The sequence below is a fragment of the Pseudomonas sp. JL23 genome, from assembly GCF_056933585.1.
The window spans coordinates 5352731-5367945 of sequence record NZ_CM167795.1; the positions used below are offsets into that span (position 1 = coordinate 5352731).

Consider the following 15215-nt stretch of genomic DNA (forward strand, 5'->3'; position numbering starts at 1 on the left):
GAGTCCTGTTCATGACGGCCCCAGCCGATCTCACGCCTACCCTGCAGCTCGCCTGCGACCTGATTCGCCGTCCGTCGGTCACTCCACTGGATGCTGACTGTCAGGCCGTGATGATGAAGCGCCTGGGCGCTGTCGGCTTCAAGCTTGAGCCGATGCGCATCGAAGATGTGGACAACTTCTGGGCGACCCACGGCGAAGGTGATGGCCCGGTGCTGTGCTTTGCCGGTCATACCGATGTGGTCCCGACCGGCCCGGTCCAGGCCTGGCAGAACGACCCGTTCAATGCCCTGATCGACGAGCACGGCATGCTTTGCGGCCGCGGCGCCGCCGATATGAAAGGCAGCCTGGCGTCGATGATTATTGCAACTGAACGTTTCGTCAGCGAATACCCAAATCATCGGGGCAAGGTCGCCTACCTGATCACCAGCGACGAAGAAGGCCCGGCCCATCATGGCACCAAGGCCGTGGTCGAGCGTCTGGCGGCGCGCAAGGAGCGCCTGGACTGGTGCATCGTCGGCGAGCCGTCGAGCACCACCCTGGTCGGTGACGTGGTCAAGAACGGCCGTCGTGGCTCCCTGGGCGCGACCCTTACCGTACGCGGCGTGCAGGGGCACGTGGCCTATCCGCATCTGGCGAAGAACCCGATCCATCTGGTCGCCCCGACCCTGGCTGAACTGGCCGCCGAGCACTGGGACAACGGCAACGATTTCTTCCCGCCGACCAGCTTCCAGATTTCCAACCTCAACTCCGGCACCGGCGCGACCAACGTCATCCCTGGCGAGCTGACGGCAGTGTTCAACTTCCGCTTCTCCACCGAATCCACCGTCGAAGGCCTGCAACAGCGCGTCGCCACCATCCTCGACAAGCACGGTCTGGACTGGCATGTGGACTGGGCCTTGTCCGGCCTGCCGTTCCTCACCGAGCCGGGTGACTTGCTCGACGCCGTGTCGGCCAGCATCAAGGCGGTCACTGGCCGCGACACCAAGGCCTCCACCAGCGGCGGCACCTCCGATGGCCGCTTCATCGCCACCCTGGGCACCCAGGTCGTGGAACTGGGCCCGGTCAACGCCACCATTCACCAGGTCAACGAGCGCATCCTGGCCAGCGATCTCGACGTGCTGACCGAGATCTACTACCAGACCCTGGTCAAGTTGCTCGCCTGATGCTGACTTGCCCGATCTGCTCAGCGCCCCTGGCGAACGTCGATAACGGTGTGGTCTGCCCGGCCAACCACCGTTTCGACCGCGCCCGCCAGGGCTATCTGAACCTGCTGCCGGTGCAGCACAAGAACAGCCGCGACCCTGGCGACAACCAGGCCATGGTCGAAGCCCGCCGCGACTTTCTCAATGCCGGGCACTATGCCCCGGTGGCGCGGCGCCTGGCCGAACTGGCGGCCGAGCGCAATCCGGCACGCTGGCTCGACATCGGCTGTGGCGAGGGTTACTACACCGCGCAGATCGCCGAAGCCCTGCCCCACGCCGACGGCTATGCCCTGGACATTTCCCGGGAAGCGGTCAAGCGTGCCTGCAAGCGCAACCCGCAGCTGACCTGGTTGATTGCCAGCATGGCACGGGTGCCGTTGCCCGATGCCAGTTGCCAGTTCCTCGCCAGCGTGTTCAGCCCCCTGGACTGGAACGAGGCCAAGCGCCTGCTCAGCCCGGGTGGCGGCCTGATGCGTGTCGGCCCGACCAACGATCACCTGATGGAACTGCGCCAGCGCCTGTACGACGAAGTCCGCGACTACGCTGATGACAAACACCTGGCCCTGGTGCCCGAGGGCATGCAGTTGCAACACAGCGAAACCCTGCGCTACAGCCTCAAGTTGATCGACGGCCAGTCCCGCGCCGATCTGCTGGCCATGACGCCACACGGCTGGCGGGCCAGCGCCGAGCGTCGCGCCCAGGTCATCGACCAGCCAGGACCGTTCAAGGTCACCGTATCCATGCGTTACGATTACTTCGTACTGCAATAGCATTCAATTGAGGCCCTTATGCGCCAGCCCGATATCGAGATTTACCTGAAAGACGCCGACGTTGATCACAAGGCCATCACTGCCTGGCTGACCGACGCCATTGGTCCGTGCAGCGACTGGGCGCAGAAAGGCCAGACCTGGAAATGCACCGCTAACGGCATTCCGGTGGTGTGGATCCCCAAGGCTGTAGGCAAATGGAACAGCCTGTGCCTGGACAGCGACAAGACCCCGTGGGAAGACGACATCGCCTGCGCCCGCGCCGCCTTCGCCGCGCTGAACGTCGAAGTGCGCTGCGCACCGGGCACCTGGATCGAGGACGAAAGCGATGAAGCCGCCGATCGCTGGATGCGCATCAGTGCTGACGGTGAAGAAGAAATTACCTGGCATACCTCCTGATACCGCGCGATCACGCGACCGACACCGTACGGAGGTGGGACCGGCTTTAGCCGGGAAGAGGCCGGTACATTCGATGCATATCCATCGCCTTGAATATCGCCTTCCCGGCTAAAGCCGGTCCCAAAGGTTCACACGTTGATTCAGATGAGCCAGATCTTTTGGCCCATTGCGAACTATCCACCAAAAATCCGGCCAAACCCTTGCCCGCCCCTTCCAATACAGCAGAAGCCGTATGACCCGATCCCCGTTTCGCCGTCTTGTGTTCGGCACCCTGCGCCGCCTGCTGTATCTGTGGGTGCGCTCGGAAACCATCAATCAGTCGTCCTTCACCCTCAATCTGGATCGCAGCCGGCCGGTGTTCTACGCCTTGCAGTCGCCGTCCCTGAGCGACCTGGCGGTGATCGATACGGAATGTCGCAAGGCCGGTCTGCCTCGGCCGATCCTGCCGGTGGCGGTGGGCGGCATGATGGAGCCGGCGGCGTTCTTCTACCTGACCCCGGAGCCGGACTGGCTCGGTCGTCAGGACAAGCGCGGCGCCCCGCCGGTACTTGAACGGCTGGTCGGTGCAGTCAGCCAGAACCCCGGCGAAGACGCGCAGATCATTCCCGTCAGCGTGTTCTGGGGCCAGTCACCGGACCGTGAATCGAGCCCATGGAAACTGCTGTTCGCCGACAGTTGGGCGGTCACCGGGCGCCTGCGCAAACTGGTCAGCATCCTGATCCTCGGCCGCAAGACCCGGGTGCAGTTCTCCGCGCCTATCCACTTGCGCGAGCTGGTCAATGAAAACAAGGGTTACGAACTGACCCTGCGCATGAGCCAGCGCCTGTTGCGCGTGCATTTCCGCAACCTCAAGACCGCCGTGATCGGCCCCGACCTGTCGCACCGGCGCAATCTGGTCAAGGGCCTGGTGGACGAGCCGCTGGTCAAGCAGGCCATCCTCGAAGAAGCCGAGCGCGAGAAAATCCCCGAAGCCAAGGCCCGGGAACAGGCCCTGCGCTATGGCAATGAAATCGCCTCGGACTACACCTACTCGGCGATCCGCTTTCTCGAAGTCGTGCTCAGTTGGTTCTGGAACAAGATCTATGACGGTATCAAGGTCAGCCATATCGATGGCGTAAAGGATGTCGCGCCGGGCCACGAGATCATCTATGTGCCCTGCCACCGTAGCCATATCGACTATTTGCTGCTGTCCTATCTGCTGTTCCGCAATGGCCTGACGCCACCGCATATCGCCGCCGGCATCAACCTCAATATGCCGGTCATCGGCGGCCTGCTGCGCCGTGGCGGTGCGTTCTTCATGCGCCGCACGTTCAAGGGCAACCCGCTCTACACCGCGGTATTCAACGAATACCTGCACACCCTGTTCACCAAGGGTTTTCCGGTGGAGTACTTCGTCGAAGGCGGCCGCTCGCGCACCGGGCGCATGCTGCAACCCAAGACCGGCATGCTCGCCATCACCCTGCGCAGCTTCCTGCGCAACTCGCGCACGCCCATCGTCTTCGTACCGGTGTATATCGGCTACGAACGGGTCCTGGAAGGCCGCACTTACCTCGGCGAACTGCGCGGCGCGGCGAAGAAGAAAGAGTCGATCTTCGACATCTTCAAAGTCATCGGCGCCCTCAAGCAGCGCTTCGGCCAGGTCTCGGTCAACTTCGGCGCGCCGATCAAACTGGCCGAGTTCCTCGATCACGAGCAACCGGACTGGCGCCAACAGGAGCTGGGCCCGCAATTCAAACCGGCCTGGCTCAACGAAACCACCAATCGCCTGGGTGAGCGTGTCGCCCGGCACCTGAACGAAGCGGCGGCGATCAACCCGGTCAACCTGGTGGCTCTCGCCCTGCTGTCGACGCAACGCATGGCGCTGGACGATCAGGCCATGGAACGTGTGCTCGAGCTATACCTGACCCTGCTGCGTCGCGTGCCCTATTCGCCCCACACCACCTTGCCCGAAGGCGATGGCCGGGCGCTGATCGAGCACGTCAAGGCCATGGACCTGGTGTCCGAGCAAAAGGACGCCCTGGGCCGGATTCTGTATCTGGATGAGCAGAACGCCGTGCTCATGACCTACTACCGCAACAACGTGTTGCACATCTTTGCCCTGCCCGCACTGCTCGCGAGTTTCTTCCAAAGCTCGTCGCGCATGAGCCGCGAACAGCTGCTGCGCTACATCCATGCGCTGTATCCGTACCTGCAATCGGAGCTGTTTATTCGCTGGTCGATGCAGGAGCTGGACGGGGTGGTCGATCAGTGGCTCGAAGCCTTTGTCGAACAAGGCCTGCTGCGCTTTGAAAACGATGTCTATCTTCGTCCGGCGCCCAGCTCGCGAGAGTTCGTGTTGCTGACCCTGCTGTCCAGGGCCATCGCCCAGACCCTGCAGCGCTTCTACATGGCCATTGCCCTGTTGCTCAACAGCGGCAAAAACACCCTCAACGCCGAAGAACTGGAAGACCTGTGCACGATCATGGCCCAGCGCCTGTCGATTCTGCACGGCCTCAACGCGCCGGAATTCTTCGACAAAAGCCTGTTCCGTCACTTCATCCAGACTCTGATCGACCTCGACGTATTGCGTCGCGACAGCAACGGCAAACTGGGTTATCACGAACTGCTTGGCGAACTGGCCGAAGGCGCGGCGAAGCGGGTGCTGCCGGCGGAGATTCGTCTGTCGATTCGCCAAGTGGCGTTGCATCGCAACGAGCAAGAGAGTGAAGTTCCGGAAAAACAGGAGTAATTCGCGGGATTCGTAAGAAATTTCCGAGAAAGAGTGTCGATTGACGGACGAAGCTTTATTTAGCGCTACGAACATTTCGTTCACTGCTAACTTTTCGTCCGTGCCACTTTCGGCACTTCTTTCAATAAGGAAATTGAAATGACCAGTGAACGCGTTACCCGCCTGCAAGGCGAAGTTTATTACCTGCCACGCATTGCATTGCCTGAGGGCTGCACCCTGACGGTCACGCTGAATGACATCACTGTTCAGGACGCCTCTGCAACCGTAATTGCAGTCAGCCAAACCGACGTTACCCGACAAGTGCCTCTGCCCTTCGAACTCGGCTATAACGCCCGGCTGTTGCCTCAAGGCCATCTCTATGCCCTGTCGGCACGCATTGAACAGCAAGGCCGCTTGTTGTGGATCAATGATTCGATCCACTCCATGCCGCTGACTGATGCTGATCAGAACGGCCTGAGAATTCAGGTGGTTCAAGTCAACGGCTGATCGCCCCCAAAGCGGCACATCGACTCAATGTGCCGCCCTCGCTTATCCCTCCCGCAAGCATCCATCCTGCAACTTGCCTAGACTATGTAACAGGACATCTCAGGTGCTGATCCGCGCGGGCAAATCCTTTAAATTCCGCCCCCTCGCGCAAGCTCTTTGTCAGCGCAACCGGAAAATATGGATAGGCCCATGAAAAAACTTACCCTATTGCTGATGGCCGCCCTGCTCGGCGCCTGCAGCAACCTGCAACCGTCCACTCCCGCCAGCCTCGACGGCGAAGTCTTCTACCTGCAACGCATGGCCTTGCCGCCGACCGCCACCCTGAGGGTCAGCCTGCAGGACGTTTCCCTCGCCGACGCCCCGGCTTTGGTCCTCGCCCAGCAAAACGGCCCGGTCAAAGGCCAGGTGCCGCTGCCCTTCCATTTGCATTACGATCCGACGCAAATCCAGCCCGGCCATCAGTACGCAATCAGTGCGCGAATCGAATCGGATGGACAACTTCTATTCGTCACCACCGAACGGCATGGCGTACAGTTGGACGGCAAGGATCCACAGCCGTTGCGCATTCGCCTGAATCCGGCGCGCTGACGCCTGGGATCTTCCCGACCAGAGCAGCGCCATCGTGCAATGGCGCTGCCCGCAGTTTTCAAGAAAGCTTTATTTAGAAAAGGATGCCCCTATGTTCCGCTCTTCCCTCGGTTTCGCCGCCCTGTGCAGCGGCCTGCTGCTGTCGGCCAACGCCTTTGCCCTGTCGCTGGGCGATCTGTCGCAGTCCGACGCCACCGGCGGCCTGAAAGACGCCCTCAGCCAGGGCGCGCAGATTGCGGTCAAACAACTGGGCGTGCCCGGTGGTTTCAGCAACAACAAGGACGTGCGCATCGAGTTGCCGGGCAACCTGGGCAAGGCTGCCAAGAAAATGAAGCAGTTCGGCATGGGTGATCAGGTCGATCAACTGGAGAACAGCATGAACCAGGCTGCCGAAGCAGCAGTGCCTCAGGCTCAGGCTTTGCTGGTCGATGCCGTGAAGAAAATGAGCGTGTCCGACGCCAAGGGCATTCTGGCCGGTGGCAAGGACTCAGCCACCCAATACCTGGACAAGAGCAGCCGTGAACAGATTCGCGCCAAGTTCCTGCCCATCGTCAAGCAAGCCACCGACAAGGTCGGCGTGGCCCAGAAGTACAACGCCTTCGCCAGCCAGGCCGCTTCATTCGGTGTGATCGACAGCAAGTCGGCCAACGTCGAAAACTACGTGACCGAACAGGCGCTGAACGGCCTGTTTGAAATGATCGCCAAGCAGGAAGAAAGCATCCGCGCCAACCCGGCAGCGGCTGCGACCAGCCTGGCGAAGAAGGTATTTGGCGCGCTGTAACGTCGGATTGGAATGCAATGATCCGTAGGACCGGCTTTAGCCGGAGGGCGCCTTTGAAACTGATGACGCTCTCCCGGCTAAAGCCGAGCGCCGCCCGGCCGGTCCTACAGGATGTCGTTAATTCAGATAGTTATGTACTACCCGCTGCCATTTTGACCACATCAAATGAGACGATTCCGAAGGATCGCTCTCTATCCTTTGAGTGAAATTTCCTAAACAATCCTCCCCCGCTTGTGCTCGTCAGATTCAGGAATTAGCCTGCGTCCCGCCGCTGAAATCAGTGGCCGGGTGTGGAAACCTGTCTTTTACGAACGCATCAGTGCCTCAGGTTATTTACCTTCGGGTAAGGCTTTATGGCAGCTATGTTCGGGCAGACTTCGGTCTGGCCGGGGTGCTCGTGACTCGGTTTTCCACCCCGTTCATAGCTGCCACCTCTTCGCCGTGTGGAAACGGCAATGAGAAGGCTCCAAAACTTACGAGGCTACACCATGATTAAAAAGCTCGTCCCCGACCCACCCCACACCTTCGAAGAACTCCTGACTCGCCTGTTCGACCTGCTGCGATGCGCGGCGGCGGTGATCTATGAAGCAGGCGATCAACACACAGGTTCCGACCGCAATCTGGCGTTTGCCGGGCTGTATTTGATCGATATGGCCAAGGCCCTGGCTGATGAGTTGCTGAACCTGATCAGCGAGCATCAAACGAGTTAGCGCAAAACCGTGGGAGCCGCCTTGGTGGCGATCGAGTGCGAAGCGCTCGCAAGGGCGTCAGTGACCGCACCGACGCCATCGCCAGCAAGCCGGCCCACACTTTATTTTTTCACCCTGAACCACGCCGCATACAGCGCCGGCAGGAACAGCAGCGTCAACGCCGTCGCGACAATCAGCCCGCCCATGATCGCGACCGCCATCGGTCCATAGAACACGCTGCGTGACAGCGGGATCATCGCCAGCACCGCCGCCAGGGCGGTCAGCACGATGGGGCGGAAGCGGCGTACCGTGGCTTCCACCGTAGCGTTCCACGGCGTCAGGCCCGCCGTGATGTCCTGCTCGATCTGGTCCACCAGAATCACCGAGTTGCGCATAATCATCCCCGAGAGGGCGATGGTGCCCAGCATGGCGACGAAGCCGAACGGTTGGTGAAAGACCAGCAGGAACAGGGTCACGCCGATCAGCCCCAAGGGTGCGGTAAGGAAGACCATGAACATCCGCGAGAAGCTGCGCAGTTGCACCATCAGCAGCGTAAGCACGACCACAATGAACAGCGGCACCCCGGCATTCACCGACTTCTGCCCGCGCTCGGAATCCTCCACCGTGCCACCCACTTCCAACAAATAACCGTCCGGCAGTTGCGCGCGCACGTCGTCCAGAGTCGGCAGGATCTGTTTAACCAGGGTTACCGGCTGTTCCTTGCCGTAGATATCACCGCGAACGGTCACCGTCGGCAAGCGATTGCGGTGCCAGATGACACCTTCCTCGAAGCCGTATTCCAGCGTCGCCACCTGGGACAGTGAGACACTGGCGCCATTGGCCGTAGGAATCGCCAGGCTGGCCAGGGAACCCAGTTGCTGACGTTCTTCCGGCGTGCCGCGCAGCAAAATTTCGATCAGTTCGTCATCCTCACGGTACTGGCTTACGCTGGAACCGGTCAGGGAGCTTTGCAGGAAGCGCGACAAATCCGCCGTGGTCACGCCGAGGGCCCGGGCGCGGTCCTGATCGACGTTGAGGTACACCACTTTGCTCGGCTCTTCCCAATCCAGATGGACGTTGGCCACATGGGGATTCTGCTGCACCTTGAGCGCGACCTTGCGCGCCAGGGCGCGGACTTCCTCGATATGCTCGCCGGAGACGCGGAACTGCACCGGATAACCCACAGGCGGGCCGTTTTCCAGGCGCGTGACCCGTGAACGCAGGGTCGGGAATTGCTCGTTCAGCGCATCAATCAACCAGGTACGCAGGGCCTCGCGGTCTTCGATGGTCTTGGCCAGCACCACGAACTGGGCAAAGCTCACTGCGGGCAATTGCTGATCCAGCGGCAGGTAGAAACGCGGCGAACCGGTGCCGATATAGGCCACATAGTTATCGATGCCGACCTTGTCCTTGAGCATCGCCTCCAATCGCTTGGCCTGATCGGCGGTGTTATTCAACGAGGCGCCTTCGGCCAGTTTCAGGTCGACCATCAACTCCAGTCGCCCCGAGGCCGGGAAGAACTGTTGCGGCACAAACTTGAACATCAGGATCGACAGCACAAACAGGCCGACGGTGAGCACTATCACCGTCTTGCGCCAGCGTACGCACCACTCGATGACCCCGCGCACCCGACGATAGAACCGGGTGTCGTAAGGGTCGTGAGGGCCGCTGCCATGTTTGGCCGCGTGGATCTTCGCCAGGTCCGGCAGCAGCCGATCCCCCAGATAAGGCACGAACACCACCGCCGCTACCCACGATGCCAGCAGGGCAATGGTCACCACCTGGAAGATCGAGCGGGTGTATTCGCCGGTACTGGACTGGGCGGTGGCAATGGGCAGAAAGCCAGCGGCGGTGATCAGGGTCCCGGTGAGCATGGGGAACGCCGTGCTGGTCCAGGCATAACTGGCCGCCTTGAGCCGGTCGAAGCCCTGCTCCATTTTGATCGCCATCATCTCCACGGCGATGATCGCGTCGTCCACCAGCAGGCCCAGGGCCAGTACCAGCGCCCCCAGGGAGATCTTGTGCAGGCCGATGCCGAAGAACGACATACTGGCAAAGGTCATGGCCAATACCAACGGGATAACCAGTGCAACCACCAGCCCGGTACGCATGCCCAGGGAGAAAAAACTCACCAGCAGGACGATGCCCAAGGCTTCGGCCAGTACATGCACGAACTCGCCAACCCCGGTTTTCACCGCCGCCGGTTGATCGGACACCTTGCGCAGTTGCATGCCCACCGGCAGGTTGCGCTGGATCTTCTCGAACTCGCCCTCCAGCGCGTGACCCAACTGCAGAATGTCGCCACCATCCTTCATCGATACGGCCAGACCGATGGCGTCATCGCCCATGAAGCGCATGCGTGGCGACGGTGGATCGGTGAAGCCGCGATGCACCTCGGCCAGATCGCTGATGCGCAGCGTGCGGTCACCCACGCGCAGGGGGAAGTTGCGGATCTCGTCCACCGAGAGGAAACGCCCGGTCACCCGCAACTGCACGCGCTCGGTGGGGGTTTCAAAGAAGCTGGTGGCCTGCACCGCGTTCTGCGCTTCCAGGGCCTGCTGCACCGCTTGCAGGGACAGGCCGAGGGTGGCCAACTTGACGTTGGACAGCTCGATCCAGACCTTCTCGTCCTGCAGGCCGATCAGTTCGATCTTGCCGACGTCCTTGACCCGTTGCAGCTGGATCTGGATGCGGTCGGCGTAGTCCTTGAGCACTGCGTAGTCGAAGCCGTCACCGGTCAGGGCGTAGATATTGCCGAAGGTGGTGCCGAATTCATCGTTGAAGAACGGGCCTTGAATGCCTTGCGGCAGGGTCTGGCGGATATCGCCGGTTTTCTTGCGCAGTTGATAGAACAGATCCGGCAGCGCCGAGGACAGCATCGAGTCACGGGCGGCGAAAATGATCTGCGACTCACCGGGCCGGGAGAACGAACTGATGCGTTCGTATTCACCGGTTTCCATCAGCTTCTTTTCAATACGGTCGGTGACCTGACGCGCCACTTCTTCAGCGCTGGCGCCGGGCCACAGAGTGCGTACGACCATGGCCTTGAAGGTGAACGGCGGGTCTTCGCTCTGCCCCAGCTTGGTGTAGGACATTGCTCCAACAAGAGCCAGGACAATCATCAGGTACAGCACGATCTGGCGGTTACTCAGCGCCCATTCGGAAAGATTGAAACGCATCCGTGCCTACTCCTTCGCCGCCAGCTTGATCGTGCGGTTATTGCGATCCACCGGCCGGACTTTCTCCCCTTCGTGCAATACATGCACCCCCGCTGCGACGACCCAGTCGCTGGCGGCCAGGCCCTTGAGCACCGGCACGGTCTCCTGGCCGTAAGGGCCGATCTGTACCGGGATGCGCTTGAGGGTGTCGTCGGCCTGCAACTGCCAGACATAGGTATTGCCGTTTTCCGCCGTCAGGGCCGACAACGGCACCGCCAAAGGCACCGCCTGTTCGGACTGGATAAACACCTGTGCACTCTGGCCCAGTTCGGCAGGGATCTTGCCGCTGCTGAAGGCAATGCGTGCAGCGAAGGTTCGCGAACGCGGATCAGCGGCCGGCGACAGCTCACGGATGCGTCCCTGGAAACGCTGGTCGCGCTGATTCCACAGTTCCACCGACACGGCCTGGCCGACCTTGAAGCGGTTGAAGCTCTGCTCTGGCAGGCCGATCAGCACTTCGCGCTCGCCATCGGCGGCCAGGGTGAATACGGTTTGCCCGGCGGCGACTACCTGGCCGACTTCCACCAGGCGTTTGGTGACTACGCCATCCTGTTGGGCACGCAATACGGTGTAGCTGGTCTGATTGTCGGCGACGGTCAGCTCGGCCTTGAGCTGCTTGAGGCGGGCTTCACCGGCGCGATAAAGGTTTTCGGCATTATCGAACTGCGAATGACTGACCATCTGCTTGTCCACCAACGCCCTGTAGCGATCACGCTCGGAGCGGACCGTCTGCAGGTTGGCCTCGGCGGCGGCGACCTGGGCGCGGGTGGCGTCCAGTTGCAGGCGCACATCCTGGGCATCCAGCTCGGCCAGCGGTTGATTGGCCTTGACCCGCTGGCCTTCCTCCACTAGGCGCTTGCTGACCTTGCCGCCGATGCGGAAGGCCAGGTCCGGCTCGAAACGGGCACGAACTTCACCGGGATAACTGTCTGCCGACTGTGAGGATGGCAGCGGCTGCACTACCATGGCAGGACGAACACTGGCAGGAGGTGCGACTTCCTGACCACAGGCGGCCAGTAACGACACCAGGCTTAATGGCAGGACAAGAGACAAGGCATCGCGGAACATAGTGAAGACCTTTGCAGTCAGAGCTTGGAATAATTGTACTCGCCAGTATATTAAGAATTACCGAACTCAAGAGTCCACTATTAAAACGTTTATGTCCGACAATTCTACAGGCGCATCCGGCCCCGGCCGTCCCAAGGACCTGGCCAAACGCCAGGCCATCCTCGAAGCCGCGAAAAATCTGTTCGTGCGTAATGGCTATGCCAATACCAGCATGGATGCCGTGGCGACCGAAGCGGGGGTCTCGAAACTCACGGTGTACAACCACTTCACCGACAAGGAGACGCTGTTCTCCGCCGCCGTGGTGGCGCGTTGCGAAGAGCAGATCCCCGAGCTGTTTTTCAATCTCAACAGCGGCCAGTCGGTCGAAACCGTGCTACTGAGCATCGGCCGCGGCTTCAATACCCTGGCCAACAGCGCCGAATCCATCGAACTGCACCGGCTGATGGTGACCCTGGGCAGTCAGGACCCGAAGCTGTCGAAGATCTTCTTCGAAGCCGGGCCACAGCGTTTGCTGATGGAAATGGAGCGGGTGCTGATACAGATCCAGGCGTGTGGCGCCCTGCACTTCCCTTCGGCGAAAACCGCAGCCGAGCACTTTTTCAGCCTGCTCAAGGGCGCGTGCAATTTCCGCCTGATGATCGGTCTGTGCGACGAGCTGGACCCGGCCATCGAAGAGCAGCATGTGCAGGATGTGGTGGGGTTGTTTATGCGGGCGTATCAGGCCTGAATCGTTGGAGCGAGGCTTGCCCGCGAACGGCGCGACACGGTCCTTCAGGCATTGCACGTTGAATCATTCGCGGGCAAGCCTCGCTCCAACAGGTGTGGCATCAGGTCTTCAGGGCCTTCTTCGGATACACATCATAACGACTGGATTTACCATCCAACGCATACCCAGGCTTGGGCCCGTCGATGCACGGTGCCTTGCGCGGGCGCTTGACCACGACCCGGTGACTGGCCAGGGCCAGGGCGGCTTCGAGCAGCGCCGGGGCGTCCATGTCATCACCCACCAACGGGCGAAACAGGCGCATTTCTTTCTTCACCAGCGCGGTTTTTTCCCGATGGGGAAACATCGGATCAAGGTAAATCACTTGCGGTGGCGTGCCTTCCCAGGCGCGGATCAACTCGATGGAGTTACCGGTCAACAGGCGCATGCGACGGGTGATCGGGCCCGCGTCGGCATCGTTGGCACCCCGTGCAAGACCGTCTTCCAGCAGCGCGGCAATGATCGGCTGGCGCTCGATCAGGCTCATCTCGCAACCCAGGCTGGCGAGGACGAACGCGTCTTTGCCCAACCCCGCCGTGGCATCGAGCACGCTGGGTCGCACGCCTGGCTGAATGCCCACGGCCTTGGCGATCATCTGCCCGCTGCCGCCACCGAACAACCGCCTGTGGGCGACCGCACCCTCGGCGAAATCCACCCGCACCGGGCCAGGCACATCGTCGCCCAGTTGTTGCAGTTGCAAGCCGTCGCTGCTGACCTGCAAGGCGAAATCGGCGCTGTCATCCTCCAGCGGCAGACCCAGGCGCCCCGCCCACTTGGCGGCCTGCTCCTGGCTCTGACCGGCCAGGGCTTCGACCCGGATTCGACTGCCCGCTTGTTGCTCACTCATTGTGTGTCCGCACGCTCAAAAAAGTATTAATGATTGGCAAAAACTGCCGATAAACAAAGTATCCGGCATTTTGCCAGAACCCACGGTATGTACTGAGCGCTATGTCAGACATTCAGACCTCATCCTCAATCGGTTACTTGGCCTACGCTGGCGATTACAGCGTACCCAATACCCGTGTGCTCGGCGGCGTTACGCAGCTGTGGCAGGATGCGTTCAGCCGGGCGATGGCCCAGGGTGTCGACGATAACGCCAACGAACCGGCTGCACCGACCTTCAGCGTGAGTGTCGACAGCAGTACCGGCGAACCGGTTGCCGGTGCGCAAGTATTGGGCAAGATCGTCGAGCAGCGCGGCTGCCCGGTGGTGGATGCCGAGCGCAAGCCGCCTGAGCCGCTGTTTCTGCCGATTGCCGAATTCGAAATGAACCTGCTGCCACCGGCGCCTGAGCCGTTCAGCATCAGCGACATGATCGCCCAGCAGCGCCACCTGGACGTGGAGAACAACTGGGTCCGCCCAAATGTGCTCAACCCGTACGACGACACCGTCAACCCTGGCCCAGGCCCGCAGCCAAAACCTCTGCACCTGCCGATTGCCGAATTCGAATGGGATCTGCTGCCACCGCCTGCCGAGCCGTTCAGCGAACACGAAATGAGCGAACAACAGCGCGCACTCAACTTTGATAGCGGCTGGGCCCGTCCGATCATTCTGCAGAATCTGCGGATGGCTGCCTGATTCACAGATGACTGTGGGACCGGCTTTAGCCGGGAATACGCCTTCCCGGCTAAAGCCGGTCCCACAATAGACATCAATCCTTGAATAACCCATTCAACCTGGCAAACGGCATCGCCTGTTCGGCATAGGTGAAGGTGCCATGGTCGCGCATCTCCTCGGCCGCCCGCAGCAGGCCGCCAAAGGCCGCCCGCGCAAGGGATGAGCCGACGCTGATGCGCTTGACGCCCAGCTCGCTCAGATCGCGTACCGACAACGCCACGCCTTCCAGGCCCATCAGCACATTGACAGGCTTGGGCGACACCGCCTTGACCACTGCCGCAATCTGATCCCGCGTCTGCAAACCCGGTGCATACAGCACATCCGCGCCAGCTTCGGCATAGGCTTGCAGACGGCGCAGGGTGTCAGCGAAGTCCGTACGGCCATGCAGCAGATTCTCCGCACGGGCGGTCAGCATGAAGGGAAACGGCATGCTGCGAGCCACTTCTACCGCAGCCTTGACCCGCTCTACGGCATGCTCGAATGCATAGATAGGTGCTTCGGCCTTGCCGCTGGCATCTTCGATGGACGCGCCGACGATACCGCAGGCAATGGCCTGGCGCAGGTTCTCTGCACAGCCTTCCGGGCTATGGGCAAAACCGTTTTCCAGGTCAGCGGTAATGGGCAAGGCTGTGGCGGCAATGATCTGCCGGATGTTTTCAAGGGTCTCGTCACGGTTGATACCGCCGTCACCATCGGTACGCCCCAGGCTGAAGGCCAGGCCCGCACTGCTGGTCGCCAGTGCTTCAAACCCCATTGCGGCCAGCAGTTTGGCGGAACCGGCATCCCAGGGATTGGCGACGATAAAAGCGCTTTTGCGCTCATGCAGCGCTTTGAACGTGTGTGCACGAAGCCGTTGCAGCGAATCCATGTGCTTACTCCCTGGGCAATGTTCTACACAGGGTAGCCACA

The 15215-nt window shown here is 61.1% G+C and carries 14 protein-coding genes; 10 read left to right on the forward strand and 4 right to left on the reverse strand.

The features are described from left to right. The first annotated feature begins 11 nt into the window (after positions 1-11). The 8 genes from dapE to AC1Z24_RS24710 all read left to right on the forward strand — a co-directional run bounded on the left by dapE (position 12) and on the right by AC1Z24_RS24710 (position 7661). Positions 12-1163: a succinyl-diaminopimelate desuccinylase gene (dapE, locus tag AC1Z24_RS24675; RefSeq protein ID WP_483743076.1), complete on the forward strand. Its 1152-nt coding sequence runs from the start codon at positions 12-14 to the stop codon at positions 1161-1163. Then, positions 1163-1972 (forward strand): putative RNA methyltransferase, encoded by an 810-nt coding sequence (locus AC1Z24_RS24680; protein WP_413301453.1) that lies wholly within the window; start codon positions 1163-1165, stop codon positions 1970-1972. The genes dapE and AC1Z24_RS24680 overlap by 1 nt, the downstream gene beginning before the upstream one ends. Positions 1973-1990: 18 nt before the next feature. Continuing rightward, positions 1991-2368, forward strand: a complete 378-nt coding sequence (locus AC1Z24_RS24685) for a hypothetical protein (RefSeq protein WP_483743077.1) — start codon at positions 1991-1993, stop codon at positions 2366-2368. Positions 2369-2600: 232 nt separating this feature from the next. Beyond that, positions 2601-5096, forward strand: coding sequence for a glycerol-3-phosphate 1-O-acyltransferase PlsB (gene plsB / locus AC1Z24_RS24690; RefSeq protein WP_483743078.1), 2496 nt, complete (start codon positions 2601-2603; stop codon positions 5094-5096). A 138-nt stretch (positions 5097-5234) separates the two neighbouring features. Next, entirely contained in the window at positions 5235-5582 is a 348-nt protein-coding gene (locus AC1Z24_RS24695; RefSeq protein WP_483743079.1) for a YbaY family lipoprotein, read from the forward strand. A gap of 189 nt (positions 5583-5771) precedes the next feature. After that, positions 5772-6170 (forward strand): YbaY family lipoprotein, encoded by a 399-nt coding sequence (locus tag AC1Z24_RS24700; protein WP_483743080.1) that lies wholly within the window; start codon positions 5772-5774, stop codon positions 6168-6170. Between the two features lie 91 nt (positions 6171-6261). Beyond that, entirely contained in the window at positions 6262-6951 is a 690-nt protein-coding gene (locus tag AC1Z24_RS24705) for a DUF4197 domain-containing protein (RefSeq protein ID WP_259105788.1), read from the forward strand. A 488-nt stretch (positions 6952-7439) separates the two neighbouring features. Continuing rightward, positions 7440-7661, forward strand: a complete 222-nt coding sequence (locus AC1Z24_RS24710; RefSeq protein WP_483743081.1) for a DUF6124 family protein — start codon at positions 7440-7442, stop codon at positions 7659-7661. A gap of 101 nt (positions 7662-7762) precedes the next feature. Here AC1Z24_RS24710 and AC1Z24_RS24715 read toward each other — a convergent pair whose 3' ends face one another. Both AC1Z24_RS24715 and AC1Z24_RS24720 read right to left on the reverse strand, forming a co-directional pair. Next, positions 7763-10819, reverse strand: coding sequence for an efflux RND transporter permease subunit (locus AC1Z24_RS24715; protein WP_483743082.1), 3057 nt, complete (start codon positions 10817-10819; stop codon positions 7763-7765). 6 nt (positions 10820-10825) lie between these two features. Further along, positions 10826-11926 carry an efflux RND transporter periplasmic adaptor subunit gene (locus AC1Z24_RS24720; protein WP_259105791.1) on the reverse strand — a complete coding sequence of 367 codons (1101 nt, stop codon included), beginning with the start codon at positions 11924-11926 and terminating at the stop codon, positions 10826-10828. A 91-nt stretch (positions 11927-12017) separates the two neighbouring features. On the opposite strand from AC1Z24_RS24720, the gene AC1Z24_RS24725 reads away from it, so the two are divergent. Next, positions 12018-12653 carry a TetR/AcrR family transcriptional regulator gene (locus AC1Z24_RS24725; RefSeq protein WP_483743083.1) on the forward strand — a complete coding sequence of 212 codons (636 nt, stop codon included), beginning with the start codon at positions 12018-12020 and terminating at the stop codon, positions 12651-12653. A gap of 100 nt (positions 12654-12753) precedes the next feature. Here the strand turns inward: AC1Z24_RS24725 and AC1Z24_RS24730 are convergent, their stop codons facing one another. Further along, positions 12754-13536: a class I SAM-dependent methyltransferase gene (locus tag AC1Z24_RS24730; RefSeq protein WP_259105793.1), complete on the reverse strand. Its 783-nt coding sequence runs from the start codon at positions 13534-13536 to the stop codon at positions 12754-12756. Positions 13537-13637: 101 nt separating this feature from the next. Here AC1Z24_RS24730 and AC1Z24_RS24735 point away from each other — a divergent pair, with 101 nt between their 5' ends. Next, positions 13638-14267: an energy transducer TonB gene (locus tag AC1Z24_RS24735; RefSeq protein WP_483743084.1), complete on the forward strand. Its 630-nt coding sequence runs from the start codon at positions 13638-13640 to the stop codon at positions 14265-14267. 73 nt (positions 14268-14340) lie between these two features. Here the strand turns inward: AC1Z24_RS24735 and AC1Z24_RS24740 are convergent, their stop codons facing one another. Beyond that, entirely contained in the window at positions 14341-15174 is an 834-nt protein-coding gene (locus AC1Z24_RS24740; RefSeq protein ID WP_483743085.1) for an isocitrate lyase/PEP mutase family protein, read from the reverse strand. Positions 15175-15215 lie beyond the last annotated feature (41 nt).